Here is a 14,058-nt window from a genome sequence, read left to right on the forward strand (position 1 = left end):
GGGCCGTCGAGGCAGGGGCTACTTGTTCTCGGAGACGAGCCCCGCCCAACCTTTGATCCCGTCGGTGGATTCGGCGTCGAGGGTCCAGTCGTCGATCCCGCCGTGAAGGTTCAGGCCGACACCGCGGTCACCTTCGATGAGGTCTTCGGCTCGGTAGGTGGAGACGTGCTGACCGTGCGGCGTGAACCCGTAACGGGCGTCGAAGAACGCGATGACATCATGGTCCGCGTCGCGGGTGTACTCGCCGGTCGCGAAGTTGTACTCCTTCGACCCGGCCGGAATGAACCGTACGTTGAACGGTGTCCCGTTGGCGCTCATCACGTAAGCGCCCTTCCACTCAGGCGGGGTACCGGGCGGCATCGGCTCGAACATGATGACGTTACCGGGGGTCTCGCGCCACATGTCGATGACTGGGTCGGGTGCGGGCTCCCCACCGACGGGGTCGTAGCCGGTGTCGTCGATAGCGACGTGGTCGGCGTCCGCGCCGTAGTCGATACGTCCGTCTTCGTCGACGTGGTGGGAGACCTCGTTCTCATCGAGGATCATCGGGGATCCGCATTCCGCGCAGGACGGGTCGGCGGTGTCGGCGGTGTCGGCCGAGGGAAGGTCTCGCGACGTCGGCTCGGGGTTCCGGACGGGCTGGAACCCTTGCTTGCCCTTGATGGCGTTGTGGCCGCGGTTGTCCATCTTGCCGTTCTTCGTCATGTCGAGATGGTGTGTGGGCCTACTCGCCCCGCGCTAGCATGTCAGGTGGCGTAGAGGAACCCTGCGACGCCCGCTGCGATGAACGCGACGGTGCAGCAGGCAGTTAACACCTTCGGGAACGCGGTGGTGTGCCGGGAGAAAGGGCTCACACGGTCCTCGCGTACCCGAGGAAGTCCTGTGCGTCGCCGTACTTGGACTCCTTGCGGGCCTTGTCCTCAGGTTCGAGGCGAGCGAGTCGCTCAGGCCACGTGTTGTGGATGATGTCGTACTGCTTCGCGGCTCGGGAGTAGCGGTGGTCGCGGACCCGGCCCCAGTACTTCACTCGGGGCTCGTTCTTGCGGTGGGTGATCGCGTCGAGCCCGTCGATGATGCCGTCGAGGTTGTGGCCGGTCTCGGCGGCGATCGGCTCGAGTTCGAGTCGGATGTCGTCGAGGGTGCGGTCGGTGTCCTCCACGACGTCGTGCAGGAAGCACAGGGCGACGACTTCGGCGTCCTCACCGGCGTTGCGAGCGAGCGTGGCGACGGCGAGGGGATGCCAGTAGTACGGGTCGCCGTTCTTGTCGAACACGCCTGCGTGCTCACGCACGGAGATCTTCTGCGCGGCAGAGATCAGCATCTCGTCGGCGTTCGTGTACCTACGTCCCATGCCTGTTCAAGCCTTCCCGGTCATCTGGCCCGATCAGAACGGTAGACGTTCGACGAGCGCGGAACCGTAGTAGGGGAGAACCAACCCGTCGAGGTAGTGGACGATGGTCACCATGTCGTCTCCTTCGACAGTGACGACGGTGTGGGTCGTCTCGGTGTGCGGGTTGAACACCGTGTCGCCGGGTTCGAGTTCGCTCGGCCGGACACTGTCGGTGATGGCGAACATGTCCGCGACGATGCTGTCGGGGTCGCTGGCCATGCGCTGCAGGACGGAAAGCCGGTCTCCGGTCATGACGCGGACGCCATCTGGTCGGTGACGACGGGGAACCGGTGGTCGTTGTCGAGGAGTTCGATCTCGCCGTCTTCCCATTCGATGTGCGTGGACTCTGGGCCCGAGTCGATGAACTTGACGGTCCGATGGCGGTCATTCTCGGCGTCCCACACGACGTCGCCGTCGTTCAGGTCGGCGACCGACTCGATGGCGTCGTTCAGGGACAGGGTGGACGGTTCGGGGTGCTTGACCTCTTGGAATCCCTGCTTGCCGGGGGTGACGTTGACCGTGTTGCCGTTCTTGTCGATGCTCATGCCTGTAGGTATGCGGCCAAAACCCCGCCACAGTCTCGGCCGCTACAGGGTCGCTTGCACGACGATCGCGTGATGGTCCGACGCCAACGGCTGGCGAATCTTGCCGCCCTTGGTCCATGTGACGACGTACGACCAGTCCGTCACCGCGATCCTTTCGTCGGTGAGCACGTAGTCGATCTTGAACCCCGAATGGTCGGTCACCTTGGCGAGCCATTTCGTGTTCGACGAATGGATCATCGTCCGTTCCCGACCCGGCGACCAGTCCTCGGCGTCCACGAGCGTGAGACCGGACCGGGACGTGTCAGTCAGGTACTCGCGCGGCGTCTCCTCGGTGCGACCGTCGTGGGAGTTCATGTCACCCACCACGACCACCGGGGTGTTGTGTCTGTTGACCCGCCGGATTGCCTCAGCCAACTCGGCGGTGTGCTCGAGTCGCTCGTGGTGTTCGACGAACGGGGACAGGTGCACCGACACGAAACAGAACGGCTGCGAGCCTTCGATCGTCTGCATCATCGCGATCATCGCTTGCCCGCGGTTCTCGGTTCCGACCTTCCAACGCAGATGCTCACCTTCACCGAGGGTCTTGACCTTGTCGGTCCGGTAGACGACATGCGCACCCGGTGACCTCTCGCCAACGGCCTCGAACCGTTCGTATGGGCCAGCGTCCTGCAGGAGGTACAGGAGGTCGTCGATCTGGCTGCGCTTGCGGTACGTCCGAGATGACGCCCATGATGCGGCTTCCTGCACGCCGAGGATGTCGAAGTTCTCGCCGATGATCTTGGCGACGTGCTCGCGACGCTTCCCCCACGAATGCTCCGACCGGGGGCCGTCCAACTGGATGTAGCGGACGTTGTAGGTGCCCAGACGCAACTTCGACTTGGCCGGTTCGGTGACGATCTTGACCTGTTGCCCGTTCGTGCCGTCCGGGTTGATGGCTCGCAGCCAGTACTCGGTGTTCGGCTCGAGGTCGTTGATCGTCATCTTCGTCGAGCCCTTGTACCCGCGGTAGGGGACAGCGAGCGCGGTCGCGAACTCGGCACGGAACTCGTGTTCGCACACTTCGATCCAGTGTCCGGCGTTGGATGCGCGGACGGGCCAGCCGACGGTGAACCCGCGTGGGCTGGTGTTCGTGACCCGCATGAGTTTCGCTGAGTCGATCGGGATGACTTGCGCTTCGGCGCGCTCCATCTTGGGGACGTCATCTCCTCGTTCGCGCATCCCTCGGTTGGAGGCGTACACGCGGAAGAAGTAGCGGCGGCCCTGATCGACGTCGGTGAACCGGACGCTGGTGCCTGTGGTGGTCTGCTCAGCGGTCGGTTTCTTGCCGTCGCGGTCCGTGGACATGACGACCCGGTAGGTGAGTGGATGCTTGGTGCGGGATTCGGCGGCCGTCCATGTGACGTCGACGTGGTTGGGGTGCCCGGCGGCTTCGACGTCCGATGCTGGGGTCTGGATCCCGTAGAACGACAGGGTTCGCTTCCCGACTCGCGACCACGGGCCCTGCTTGGGTCCGGCGTGGGCGCGAACCCGGTAGAAGTACGTCTGTCCGTCGTCGAGGTCACCGAACCATGCCCGCTGGTTGGCGCGCTTGATGAAGCGGGTGTCGATGATGTCGGTGAACGCGGTGTCGCGGGCGATCTGCATCTCGTAAGCGGTGGCGCCGTGGACGGGCTTGACGTTGATCCAGAACGCCGACCATGCCTCTTCTCGCTGGCACGAGACGGTTGGCGCGACCAACTTCCCGTTCGGGTTCCGGGTCTTGGATGCCGACTTGCGGGTCGTGGTGTTCTTCGCGACCTGCTTGCTGGTGGCTTTCGGTGGGGTCTTCTTCGCGGGTGCCCGGGTCGCCTTGACGGCGGTCTTCTTCCCGCTGACGGGGGTCTTCACCTGCTTGGTCGCGACGGTCTTCTTCGCAGGAGCCTTCGTCTTGGCGGCCGGGGAGGGTTTCTTCGCGGTCGTCTTCTTGCCGGTCGTCTTGCCCTTCGCGGCCGTCGTCTTGCCGGTCGTCTTGCCCTTCGCGACGGCAGTCTTCTTGGGTGCTGGCTTGGCCGGGGCCTTCTTCGCCGGTGACTTCACGGCGGACTTCTTGCCGGTCGACTTGCCCTTCGCGGGCGATCGCTTCGGTTTCGCGGAGGCGTTCCTAGCCGCGGCCATGTCCCTGCGTTTCTGCGCGTGCCATACCCGTCAGATGCGACGACTCGCCAGTCACAGCCCCTGCCAGTTATGGTCCAACCCGGCCGGAGGGCTAGACCCATAAGAAACGTCGCAGAAAGTTATGGGGCCCGACCCCAAAAGGACCGGACCCCATAAGAAACCGCGAGCGGGTTCAGCAGGTGTGAATCATGCGCATCTGCTGCGGGAGCGGGTCACCAGTGTTCGCGTCGAACATCTGGATTGCGCCGTGGCTCGACACCACGACGACGTTCTTCACACCCTCGGTCGTCTGGACGTTCATCGCGACCGACGCGTCACCAGCCTCGAACAGCGCATCGTAGATGGTGGAGGCCTCACCGGCGGTCAGGGAGACACCCAGCGCCTCGGACTGGTAGGCGATGTTCTCGACGTCCGGAGTGAACGAGCACGTCGTGTTCGAGACCGACGTGACCTGCGTGTCGGCGGCCGAAGCGACCGCGACACGCATCCCCATCATGGAGATGAGAGCGACGGCGGACAGGAACACGAGCGAGAGGATGAAGTAGCGGGCGGCGACGACGTTCATGTGAACTCCTGATAGCTGATTTTCGCTGGGATACCGGGGCGTTCCCTGCACCTGAACTAAGCCCCGGACCCCGCCATCGCCCGATCAGATTTCGCTATTTGAGACAGTTCTTTCACCCACCACCCGGGCATGAAGAAACGGCCGCAAGATGCGCTTCCCCACGCACTTGCGACCGTTTCACCGGGCAGGATATCGGCGCTTCGACCCTCATGTGAGGGAAACACGCCGACCTCAACTCACTCGTTCTTCAACAGCCACTTGTTGCTGATGACCTTGAACGTGGACCGGTAGCCGAGGAAGTCGAACTCGCGACCCTCCCGGTGGTGGAACACGACACCCTCGGCGAGGCGCTTCGGGTTGATGAGGGACTTGATCCCGTCGATCGCGTTGATGGTCTGCTCGGCAGTCGCGAGCGGCTCGATCGTCAGGTACAGGTTCGCGACACGGAGCCGGTCGGACTGCTCGATGAACCACTCGTCGCGGGGCAGGAGGCGCCCGTCGCGCTTGATCGTGAACACGACGACGGTCAGGTCCGGCAGGTCGAGGCCGTTCTTCTGGACACCGGGGCCGACGATCTCGGCCTGTACGACGTCACCGGGCTCCATCTGGTCGTAGATGCCCGAGAGCGCGGCGGCGCGCGTGTACACGTTCTGGGCGGTCGGGTCGATCTCCCAGTTCCGTCCCGCGATCCGGCGTGAGCCGTCAGCGTCGATGATGAACGTGGCGCTGGTGCCGTCGACCTTCTCGGTCGCGTCCCACGGTCCCGCGGCGAGGATCTTGTCCCAGTCGTTGGCGAGGTTCTGGGCGCGCTCGCTGTCGGTCTTGGACACGATGTGGGTCGGGAACTCACCGATGAACGAGAGGTTGTCCGGCATGGGCGGCTCGTACTTGAACACGCCGAGCAGGGCGGCGAGGTCCGGCTTCGGCTCGTCGACGAGCGTCAGCATGCTGCCGTGCTCGTCGGTCGGCAGGAGGACGTCGAGGATCTCGGGGAACTGGTCGAGCCCGATCACGAGGCCCTGCGAGTAGACACCGCGAAGGCGAGCCGTCTTGAGCCGGTGGTAGTCGCGACCGTCGACGGTCTTCGTGCCGCGCGGGGCGAGGAACGCGAACCGGTCGTCGTCCAGCGGGAGCATCGAGTCGACCTCGAAGTAGACCACGGCGTCACCGACACCGAACTCGCCCTTCTTGATCACGATGGACCAACCCTTGACGATGGCCTGCTCGATGGCGTCGGCGCCGGGGATGGGACGGACCTCGGAGATCCGTTCGAGGGTCACGAGGTCACGAACGTCGTCAACAGCAGTGAGTGCAGTCATGCCCGTTTCAAGCCCTCAGGGACTCTCGGCTCGATCTGTCGCAGGGCGCGTCTGCGAACCGCACACCTTGGGGTATGGGACAGCAGGCACGCGGTGCATCGAAACCCGGAACGAACCGTGGCTCGTTCATCGCCAAACGTCGCCCCGAAGCCGACCCGATGGTCACACAGGAGGATTGGCGATCCCGTAAGGTGACCGTTGAAGGTCGTCAGTTCACGTATGGGGACGTGTACGGTGGGCGCCTCTTCCACGGTTCCAGACATGAACTCGCTGACGGTGACATGCTCGAGCCCGGTCGCTCTGAAGCGAACTTCACCGAGTCGGCCGAGGACGCCGTATCGATCACCTCCGAGGCGGACACGGCGTTGTTCTGGGCGAACGAGTCCACTGACGACCCCGTGTACGTGTACGAGATCGAACCCGAGGGCCCCATCGTCCAGTGGAGGTCGATGCTCGCGAACTGCGGGCAGAACTGGAGACTGCAGGAGGGGCGCGTCCCGGCCGCCCGCATCGTGCGACGCATCGACCTGCAGGACGCCCGCGAGTATCAGCGTGCGCTCACACGAGGCGACGATCCGCTCCCGCGTTCCTGATCACCACGGCCCGTCTCCGAGCCGCAGGTCCATTCCGCCGCCCGGGACGCATTCACCCGACCGGTACTCGGTCGGCATCCTGTCGTACATCATCTGGTGGTAGACGACCGACAGGGAACTCGCGGTCTCCGGGTCGGCGCCCAACGCCTCAGCCACCGCCCCCATGTACTGCATCGCTGAACACTCGGCCGTCGCTTCGTTCTTCTCACCCTTGACGTGCATCGCCTCATGGGTCAGCACCTGCACCGCCGCCGCCACCTCTGGTGACGAGTCCCAGTCGCTCATCGCGCTGGACAGCGAATCGCAGACGGACTGACGAAGGAACACGTCCTGTCCCGTGCCGAACGGGTCAGTGGGGGAGTAAGGCACGTACCCGGTGCGGTTCCCTGTCGCGAACTGGCCGAGGTACTCCTGCTTGCAGTGGACGTGAACGTCACGACCAGCGACCTTCGAGGCAGCGTCACCGAGGGTCGACTGCAGACGCATCTCGGTGACGGTGGAGAACGTGAACCAGAGCGCGCACGCGGTAAAGAACCAGACGACCAACTGGTGTGGGGCGCCGGACGAGACACGCACCAGCCACAGGGTGGCGACGGTCACCCACAACAGCCCAGCCGCCCACCACATCAACGACCGGCGAACTGCTCCGACAGGGTCGTGAACTCACGCCAGTCGTCACGGTCGTAGAAGTCGCGGTAGTCGGAGTACCCGAACTCGTAGCCGGGCCCGTCGAGACGCTTACGTTGCCCCCACAGGCCGGTGCGCGCTTCGAGAACCTCACCGCGATGCTCGATCAACTCGACCATCACCACGAACCCCGGGCAGCCACCCAGACCTGTTCCCTGCGCGGCCGCGATCGCTTGCTCGGGTGTCTCGAAACCGCCGTACGACTTCGACCCGCCACGACCTTCCACGGGATCCGCCTCGCCGCGCGCCTCGTAGAACCGCGCGAACGGTTCGATGCTCGGCATGCGTGACGCGTGGTAGGACTTCTGCCGTTCGTGATGCTGACGCCACATGAGGAACTTCGAGAACTGGTCCCTCAACTGGAGGAGCCGCAGGTAGTCCGGGTCAGCGGACACGTCCCGCAAGTCCAACCAACCGTGGTCGGTCTCGTCGGTCGTCGGGTTCACCCGGGCGCCGTACACCTTGTCCTTCTGCTCGAACACCATGCGGCTACCCGAGGAGCCCGCACCGAACACGTACGCGATCGCGTGGATCTCGCCGTCGGTGCGGTGCCCCTCTTCGAGCAGGCATTGGTACGCCAAGTCGGGGTTGTCGAACAGTCCGAGCCGGTGATACCGGGTGCCGAAGTACGACTGGTACGGGTAGGACGCTTCGAAGATCGGGTCACACATCGACTCACCGGTCGGGGCCTGCCGGTCGGTCACGGACGGGGCATTCTCAACGATCTCCATACCCATGAAAATGCGGCGAGACCCTGATCACACGAGCACCGGTGACAGGCGCCCGGCGAGAGCACGACGCATCGAAGTGGTTCGTCCAGCCGGGTTCTTCACTTCGTCACGCCACCCGCACCACAACCACGAGCGACCCTCATCGAACACGGCCTGACGGGTTCCGTTGACCTGCTCAGCCCCGGCCGCCGCCGCGGTGTCCTCGAGCCGTTCACGCAGCCGCCGCCAAGCCACCTCCCGGTTCTGATGCTGGGAGCGTTCCTCGGTCGCGGTGACCACGGTCCCGGTCGGGACGTGGGTGAGCCGGACAGCCGAATCGGTCTTGTTCCGATGTTGACCACCCGCACCGGAAGCCCGGAACGTGTCCACCTTGACGTCACGCTTGTCGAGACGCACCTGCGTGTCGGTGTTCTCGATGACGGCAACCACGACAAGGGAGGAATGCCTGCGTCCGCGTTTCTCGTTAGCGGGGACGCGCTGGATTCGATGGGCTCCAGCCAAACCCTTCAACTGCCGAACGACGGCAGGGTCAAAGACGATGTTCGGTGGTCGCGCAGATGACGCGACCGGCACGGGTGACGGTGAGCCCGGCGTGCCGGGCCACACCATGCGCGAGTTCGGACGCGAACGCTTCTGCGTCAGCGCCTCCTTCGGAGGCGTGGAACTCCATGCGGAACATGGTCGTTGACCTCTCTGGTTGGGGGAGTGTTGCAGTCTAAGGGATCCATGCGGCGAAACGAAGGCCACTGCCGCGAACGGCCGGGGACTCTATCGGGACTCTTTCATCACTGTGAGACTCCCGCGATAGAGTCCGCGCGCACTCCCTACGCGGCGCCGGGCGCGAAGTTGAACTGAGGGAGCCGCTTCTGCAACTTCTTCTTCATCCCCGTCCAGAAGTCGTCATCGTCGGAACCGAACTGGTTGATGATGATCGCCGCCAACGCGACCGCGACGACCGTCAAGCCCATGCCCGCCCAGTCGTGGTCCTTCGCTTCCAGACCAGCGAGCACCAACTGCCCGATCAAGTACGGGTACCGGAACGCCCGCTCGAACGTGGACGCCACGTACCGCTGACGGGTGCCACGCGCGGACATCATCTTCACGAGCGCAGCCAACGGCCACACCATGAACGCGACCGGCGGGATCATCAGCAGCAGCGCGAACAGCGCAACTCCGGGGTTCATCGGGTACCTCCAAGCGTTCATGGTGTGACGCATACCTCTATGCGGCAACCCAGTCCGACACCTTGATTTACCCGGAATCTCGCCGCATATGAACACCAAGGCGTAGCCAACAAGGCACGGCGGGAGAACGCGGGAAGTCACGAGATGAGCACACGGAACGGACGCAGCGACTGGGGGTTCGCCCTGATCGAGGTGCTCGCCGTCATGCTCATTGCCGGGTGCCTCGCCACCATCGGCGCATCCCAGTACTCCCACTGGCGCGAGAAGACCTACCTGACGACCGTGCGCGTGGACGCCAAGCAGATCGGTGACGCCCTCCAGCGTGAGGTCGCCGACGGCACCGTGACGACCGGATTGGTCGTTCAAGACGACGAAGATGTCACCCTTGACGGCCGCGAGGTCGGTACCGTCTCCAACCATTCCAAGGTGACCGGGTTCAACACGTACGACGGTGAAGTGATCGTGTCGGTGTACCGCGGTGAAGACCCCGAGAGCGCGCTCGCGTACGCGTCCTACAGCAGTGTGAAGGGCGGCTTGTGTCGTTCCGGGTTCGGGCCCGTTCAGCCGTGCGACCCGCTTCAAGGTGTCGGCGACAACACGGAGACCGACGACGATCCGCCAGCACCAGCGCCGACCCAGCCGCCCGCCACGGTTGAACCTCCGTCCGGTGTCGGTGATGAGACCGAGACAGACGACGAGGATCCGCCTGCGCCGTCGGTTGCCGAGATCGTGAACCCGACCGCGTTCGTGCGTTCCCCGGTCGTGTCCGGGCTCGCTTGCAAGGACGGTTCGAAGATCGTCAACGACGCGAATTCCAGCGGCGCCACCCGCGTGAACCTCACCTTCGAATGGTCACCGGTGGCCGGGGCAACCAAGTACGACGTACACCTCACCCCGCTGCAGCCCGGCGGCGCCAAGGAGTCATTCAAGACGACCGTCGTCGGGACCACCGTCTCGTTCCCGATGCCTCGACCCAAGACCCAGTGGGGTAACCCCATCGCCGGTCAGGACACCTCGTATTACGGCCAGTACTCGATTCGTGTTCTCCCGCACGTCGACGGGAGGTCCGGCGACCCGCAGTACACGACCTTGCAGTACGAGCACTGGTCCATCGGATGTTGGGGGAACGTCACCTTCGACAATCAGCGTCCCCCTCTGCCGATGTACAACCCGAACTCGCTCACCTACACGATCGAGAAGAACGACTCCAAGACGACCACCGGGTACGCGGATGTGACCTTCCGATGGACCGGCGTTGAAGGCGCAACGAAGTACCGGATCTCGGTGTTCACGACCGACAAGAACAAGAAGTGGGGAGCCGACCGGTACGTGTCCGACCCGGAACTTCTCGTGCGTTTCCCGCGCAAGCAACTCGACCAGTACAACAACCCGGTCGGCGGTCAGAACGCCGACTACTACGACACGTATTGGGTGCGCATTCAGCCGATCGGTACGTCGTGGGACAGCGACGCCCGCTACCGGATGTTCCGCTACTACCACCATGACCAAGGGCTGCACTCACCGGATGGCTACTACTGACCGATCTTCTCGACGGCCTTGATCATTTCCGATATACCGATAGCGTTTCATGTCACACCCATTTCCCCGGGTGGTGACAGAATCGGAAGGAAACCACGTGGCCTACAAGATGGTCGAGAAGAAGTTCGACGACTTCGATGGGAAGGAGTTGCCGGACAACACCCGTCCGTGGAAGGTTCGGTTCAACGGCAAGGAAGCCGAAGTGCTGGTCTCGCCGGAGAACCGGACGAAGATCGAGGAGTACATGGGCCGGATCCTCGACAGCGCCCGTCAGCGTCCGGGTTCGGGCGCATCCTCGCCGGTGAAGAGGGCCGCGGCGAAGAAGGCGACCGGGAAGAAGAGGAACCTCGTCGAGGTGCGCAAGTGGCTCCGCGAGAACGGCCATGAGGTGCCTGAGCGTGGCGTGCTCGCGCAGGAACTGATCGACATCTACGAGGCGGGCCAGTCCAAGCCGGTATCGGCGTCGAGCGTGAAGAAGGCTCCCGCGAAGAAGACCACGGCGAAGAAGGCTTCCACGTCCTCGTCGTCGGCGAAGAAGACCACCGCGAAGAAGGCCCCCGTGAAGTCGTCGGCACCGGCGAAGAAGGCCTCCGTCCCGGCAGCCAAGACGTCTGACGCGCCGAAGGTCACTCCCGCCGTGGAGACGACCCCAGATCCGGCTCCCAGCGCCACAGAATCGGCCGCTGACGCCACCAGCACGCCCGAAGAGGCCGTCGCAGCGTCCTGACGCGTGAACGCCTCACAGGCGCGAAAACGAAGGGGTCACACCAGAGGGAGATCTGGTGTGGCCCCTTCGCCGTGTCGACCGTACGTGATCACGCCTTGCGCGGCATCGAGATCGACTTGGTGTTCTGAGGGCACGGGGCAGCCTGCCGGACGAGTGCGGCCTTCTCGGTCGTGTCGATGGTCAGACCCCACCGGTACTTCACCGACACCCACTCGGTCACGTACCGGCACACCGACAGCGGCGGAAGCCACTCGGCCGGATCCTTGTCACCCTTGGAACGGTTCGAGGACGCCGACACCGCGACGAGGGACGCGTCGTAGCCGAGATCGTTCGCGTACGCCTGCTTGCGGTCCGCGTTCCACGCGTGGCCGCCGGAGTCGTGCGCCTCGGCCAGCGGAACCATGTGGTCGATGTCGAACGTCGACGGGTTGGTCGTCTCGGCGCCGTCGTAGTGCGAAATCCACTTGCCACCGGACAGGGCGCACTTCGCGCCGACCGTCGGCTTGACGACAGCCTCGACGATGAGCACCTCACGGCGGGTGTCGCAGCCGTTCTTGTCCGCGTCGATCCAGTGCTTCCACTGGTCGCGGTCGTAGCCGGTGCGGTTCTCCGCGGTGACCGGCAGAGTGTTGATCCAGTAGGTGAGCGTGCCCGCGGTCGGGGCGGGCTTCTTCACGACCGGCTTGGCCTTGACGGTGACGTACACCTTCGCCTTGGCCTTGCGCTTCTTCGAGTCGATGACCTGATAGACGAACGCCTTACGTCCCGGCTTCGCGTTCGCGGACACCTTCACGACGACGGTCTGCTTCGACACTCGCGCGGACACACCCGAGGGTCGCTTGCCGACCAGTCGCACCTTCGCCTTCGACTTCGCTGCCACCTTGTCGTTCTTCACGACGGCGACCTTCTTCGACGACCCGGCCACGATGGTGACCTTGTCGGCCTTCGCCTTCGGCTTCGGTGTGGCCGCCTGCGCGGGGACACCGAGCAGGGTAACGATCGTGAGGGTGGACAGGACGACAACGGCAAGACGGCCGATTCGGTTCATGGGGAAGTGTTCGCTCTCAGATGGTGGTTCGCTCACCTGCTCAAGCCCGCAGGTGGCGCTGCTGTCGATCAGATGCCGTTGTTGAGGCGGTCTACCTCATCGAGTACCCGCGCGTACTCCGGCTTCTCGGCAAGGAACGCTTCACGGTCGTCGTTCTTGAACGAATGCAGGCCACCGGTCGGGCCGTGCACGGCAATGGGCCACGCTTCGCACAGGAACCCGACCGTACTGGTGCCGTCGTGGTTCTTGATGACGAGCAGGTCGCCGTCCTTGATGTCGTCGCGGGTTTGCGTCTCGGCGTACGCGAACTCGGGGTCGTTGAACTCGTGCACGGCCGGGTTCTCGATGAGTGGCTTCGGTGGGTCGATCAGGTCGTGATCGCGGCAGAACGCGGTGAACTCGGTGTGCACGGCCTTCATCCCGGCAACGAACTCGTCGTCGTCGATGTCGGACTGACCACCGGAGGTGCGCTGAGTCTTGTAGTCGTCCGAAGCGAGGAACTTGAGCCGCCCGAGCGCGAACTCAGGGGATCCCCAAACGGGTTCGATCTCGCCTCGAAGTGTCTCCAGCGCGTGGCGTTCACCGCGGTCACGATCGGTCGGGTCCGCTCCGGGCGTCTGGTTGTAGAACTGGCCGAACGTCTCCTCGAGACGTGTATCGAGGTACCCGAGCGACACGACTCGACGCTCGGTTGCCGGATCTGTGCCCGAGGTGAGACCTGCGGTCGGTTCGCTGCGCTTCGTCTCGTGGAACCCCTGCACACCCTTGCTGGCGTTGACGCTCTTGCCGTTCTTGTCGATACCCATGAATGGAGGGTATGCGGGTTCAACCGCGGCGTACGTTGACTTCGGAACCGTCAAGCCACGTGTTCGAGCGCAGGACCGGTGTGGTCGTCCGTTCGGTGATGACCCCGCACCCGAGATGCTTCGTCTGGGTTGGCAGGAACCGGTTCCCCGTGAGGCTGACTCCCTGCAGCGGGCCGCGACCCTTCTCAGCAATGTTCACCGAGCACGCCCCGCCGCCGATCGTGTTGGCGGAGATGTTCACTTTCGAGATGACCCCGTGGTCCTGACCCATCATGATCGCGGCGCTGTGCGACCCGGACAGGACGGTTCCGGTGACCGTGATGTTCGTCCCAGCGGTGATCTGGATGTTGTCGTCGTGTGACGGTTTGCCGCCCCAGTTCGGATCCTGCTCGTAGTGGGTGTTCGAGTGCAATTGCGAGTCGCGGATGGTCACGTTGTCGCCGTGAATGTGAACCTGATCGACGACCGAATGGATGTTGACGCGTTCGAGAGTGAACCCGTACCCCATGACGCCGTTCGAGTCAGGGTTTCGAACGCCGGAGTAGATCTCGGTGTCACGGATGACGACCCCGGGGGACTTGGTGTTCACGATCCCTGACCCGGTGGGCTTCTCGGGTCGGATGATCGAGTTGGAGATCGTGACGTTTGGCGCCTTGATCGAGACTCGCCCGATGATGTCGTACCCGTTGATGACCGTGCCGGGTGTCGTGATGGTCATGTCGCCGACGTGACTAGTCAGAGCGGGCGGTGCCGCTGGGACCGGCGCTGGT

At 64.1% G+C, this 14,058-nt stretch carries 18 protein-coding genes and 1 pseudogene; 3 read left to right on the top strand and 16 right to left on the bottom strand.

What is annotated here, in order from left to right; genetic code table 11:
* Nucleotides 1-18: 18 nt before the first annotated feature.
* The 7 genes from AB3M81_RS07500 to AB3M81_RS07530 form a co-directional block, all read right to left on the bottom strand.
* Nucleotides 19-546 carry a hypothetical protein gene (locus AB3M81_RS07500; RefSeq protein ID WP_412903309.1) on the bottom strand — a complete coding sequence of 176 codons (528 nt, stop codon included), beginning with the start codon at nucleotides 544-546 and terminating at the stop codon, nucleotides 19-21.
* A 304-nt stretch (nucleotides 547-850) separates the two neighbouring features.
* Nucleotides 851-1,351 (bottom strand): HD domain-containing protein, encoded by a 501-nt coding sequence (locus AB3M81_RS07505; protein WP_412903310.1) that lies wholly within the window; start codon nucleotides 1,349-1,351, stop codon nucleotides 851-853.
* Between the two features lie 33 nt (nucleotides 1,352-1,384).
* Nucleotides 1,385-1,642 (bottom strand): hypothetical protein, encoded by a 258-nt coding sequence (locus AB3M81_RS07510; RefSeq protein ID WP_412903311.1) that lies wholly within the window; start codon nucleotides 1,640-1,642, stop codon nucleotides 1,385-1,387.
* Nucleotides 1,639-1,935 (bottom strand): hypothetical protein, encoded by a 297-nt coding sequence (locus AB3M81_RS07515; protein ID WP_412903312.1) that lies wholly within the window; start codon nucleotides 1,933-1,935, stop codon nucleotides 1,639-1,641. The genes AB3M81_RS07510 and AB3M81_RS07515 overlap by 4 nt, the downstream gene beginning before the upstream one ends.
* 42 nt (nucleotides 1,936-1,977) lie before the next feature.
* The gene (locus AB3M81_RS07520; protein ID WP_412903313.1) at nucleotides 1,978-4,011 is read right to left on the bottom strand and encodes an endonuclease/exonuclease/phosphatase family protein; all 2,034 of its coding nucleotides are present in this window, start codon (nucleotides 4,009-4,011) and stop codon (nucleotides 1,978-1,980) included.
* A gap of 250 nt (nucleotides 4,012-4,261) precedes the next feature.
* Entirely contained in the window at nucleotides 4,262-4,654 is a 393-nt protein-coding gene (locus AB3M81_RS07525) for a hypothetical protein (RefSeq protein ID WP_412903314.1), read from the bottom strand.
* A 236-nt stretch (nucleotides 4,655-4,890) separates the two neighbouring features.
* Nucleotides 4,891-5,973, bottom strand: coding sequence for an RNA ligase (ATP) (locus tag AB3M81_RS07530; protein WP_412903315.1), 1,083 nt, complete (start codon nucleotides 5,971-5,973; stop codon nucleotides 4,891-4,893).
* Between the two features lie 74 nt (nucleotides 5,974-6,047).
* Here AB3M81_RS07530 and AB3M81_RS07535 point away from each other — a divergent pair, with 74 nt between their 5' ends.
* On the top strand, nucleotides 6,048-6,566 hold the full coding sequence (locus AB3M81_RS07535) for an NAD(+)--rifampin ADP-ribosyltransferase (RefSeq protein WP_412903316.1): 519 nt from the start codon (nucleotides 6,048-6,050) through the stop codon (nucleotides 6,564-6,566).
* Here AB3M81_RS07535 and AB3M81_RS07540 read toward each other — a convergent pair whose 3' ends face one another.
* The 6 genes and pseudogenes from AB3M81_RS07540 to AB3M81_RS07565 form a co-directional block, all read right to left on the bottom strand.
* The gene (locus AB3M81_RS07540; RefSeq protein ID WP_412903317.1) at nucleotides 6,567-7,166 is read right to left on the bottom strand and encodes a hypothetical protein; all 600 of its coding nucleotides are present in this window, start codon (nucleotides 7,164-7,166) and stop codon (nucleotides 6,567-6,569) included. It lies immediately after the preceding gene.
* 26 nt (nucleotides 7,167-7,192) lie between these two features.
* Nucleotides 7,193-7,957, bottom strand: coding sequence for a hypothetical protein (locus AB3M81_RS07545; protein WP_412903318.1), 765 nt, complete (start codon nucleotides 7,955-7,957; stop codon nucleotides 7,193-7,195).
* 54 nt (nucleotides 7,958-8,011) lie between these two features.
* Nucleotides 8,012-8,413 carry a peptide chain release factor-like protein gene (locus AB3M81_RS07550; RefSeq protein WP_412903596.1) on the bottom strand — a complete coding sequence of 134 codons (402 nt, stop codon included), beginning with the start codon at nucleotides 8,411-8,413 and terminating at the stop codon, nucleotides 8,012-8,014.
* Between the two features lie 6 nt (nucleotides 8,414-8,419).
* A pseudogene (locus AB3M81_RS07555) lies at nucleotides 8,420-8,557 on the bottom strand (PCRF domain-containing protein); the annotation flags it as partial.
* Nucleotides 8,514-8,663: a hypothetical protein gene (locus AB3M81_RS07560; protein WP_412903598.1), complete on the bottom strand. Its 150-nt coding sequence runs from the start codon at nucleotides 8,661-8,663 to the stop codon at nucleotides 8,514-8,516. The pseudogene AB3M81_RS07555 and the gene AB3M81_RS07560, both read right to left, overlap by 44 nt.
* Nucleotides 8,664-8,808: 145 nt before the next feature.
* A complete protein-coding gene (locus AB3M81_RS07565; RefSeq protein WP_412903319.1) occupies nucleotides 8,809-9,189 on the bottom strand; it encodes a hypothetical protein in 381 nt (126 codons plus the stop codon).
* Between the two features lie 123 nt (nucleotides 9,190-9,312).
* Between AB3M81_RS07565 and AB3M81_RS07570 the strand changes: the two genes are divergently transcribed.
* Together AB3M81_RS07570 and AB3M81_RS07575 are read left to right on the top strand one after the other, a co-directional pair.
* Nucleotides 9,313-10,707 (top strand): pilus assembly FimT family protein, encoded by a 1,395-nt coding sequence (locus AB3M81_RS07570; protein ID WP_412903320.1) that lies wholly within the window; start codon nucleotides 9,313-9,315, stop codon nucleotides 10,705-10,707.
* A gap of 97 nt (nucleotides 10,708-10,804) precedes the next feature.
* The gene (locus AB3M81_RS07575; RefSeq protein WP_412903321.1) at nucleotides 10,805-11,434 is read left to right on the top strand and encodes an Lsr2 family DNA-binding protein; all 630 of its coding nucleotides are present in this window, start codon (nucleotides 10,805-10,807) and stop codon (nucleotides 11,432-11,434) included.
* 88 nt (nucleotides 11,435-11,522) lie between these two features.
* Here the strand turns inward: AB3M81_RS07575 and AB3M81_RS07580 are convergent, their stop codons facing one another.
* The 3 genes from AB3M81_RS07580 to AB3M81_RS07590 all read right to left on the bottom strand — a co-directional run bounded on the left by AB3M81_RS07580 (nucleotide 11,523) and on the right by AB3M81_RS07590 (nucleotide 14,006).
* On the bottom strand, nucleotides 11,523-12,482 hold the full coding sequence (locus tag AB3M81_RS07580; RefSeq protein ID WP_412903322.1) for an HNH endonuclease family protein: 960 nt from the start codon (nucleotides 12,480-12,482) through the stop codon (nucleotides 11,523-11,525).
* Between the two features lie 68 nt (nucleotides 12,483-12,550).
* The gene (locus AB3M81_RS07585; RefSeq protein WP_412903323.1) at nucleotides 12,551-13,342 is read right to left on the bottom strand and encodes a hypothetical protein; all 792 of its coding nucleotides are present in this window, start codon (nucleotides 13,340-13,342) and stop codon (nucleotides 12,551-12,553) included.
* Nucleotides 13,308-14,006, bottom strand: coding sequence for a hypothetical protein (locus tag AB3M81_RS07590; protein ID WP_412903324.1), 699 nt, complete (start codon nucleotides 14,004-14,006; stop codon nucleotides 13,308-13,310). Before AB3M81_RS07590 ends, AB3M81_RS07585 begins: the two co-directional genes overlap by 35 nt.
* Nucleotides 14,007-14,058: the final 52 nt, after the last annotated feature.

The sequence above is a fragment of the Aeromicrobium jepli genome, assembly GCF_047246605.1.
Classification (GTDB): domain Bacteria; phylum Actinomycetota; class Actinomycetes; order Propionibacteriales; family Nocardioidaceae; genus Aeromicrobium.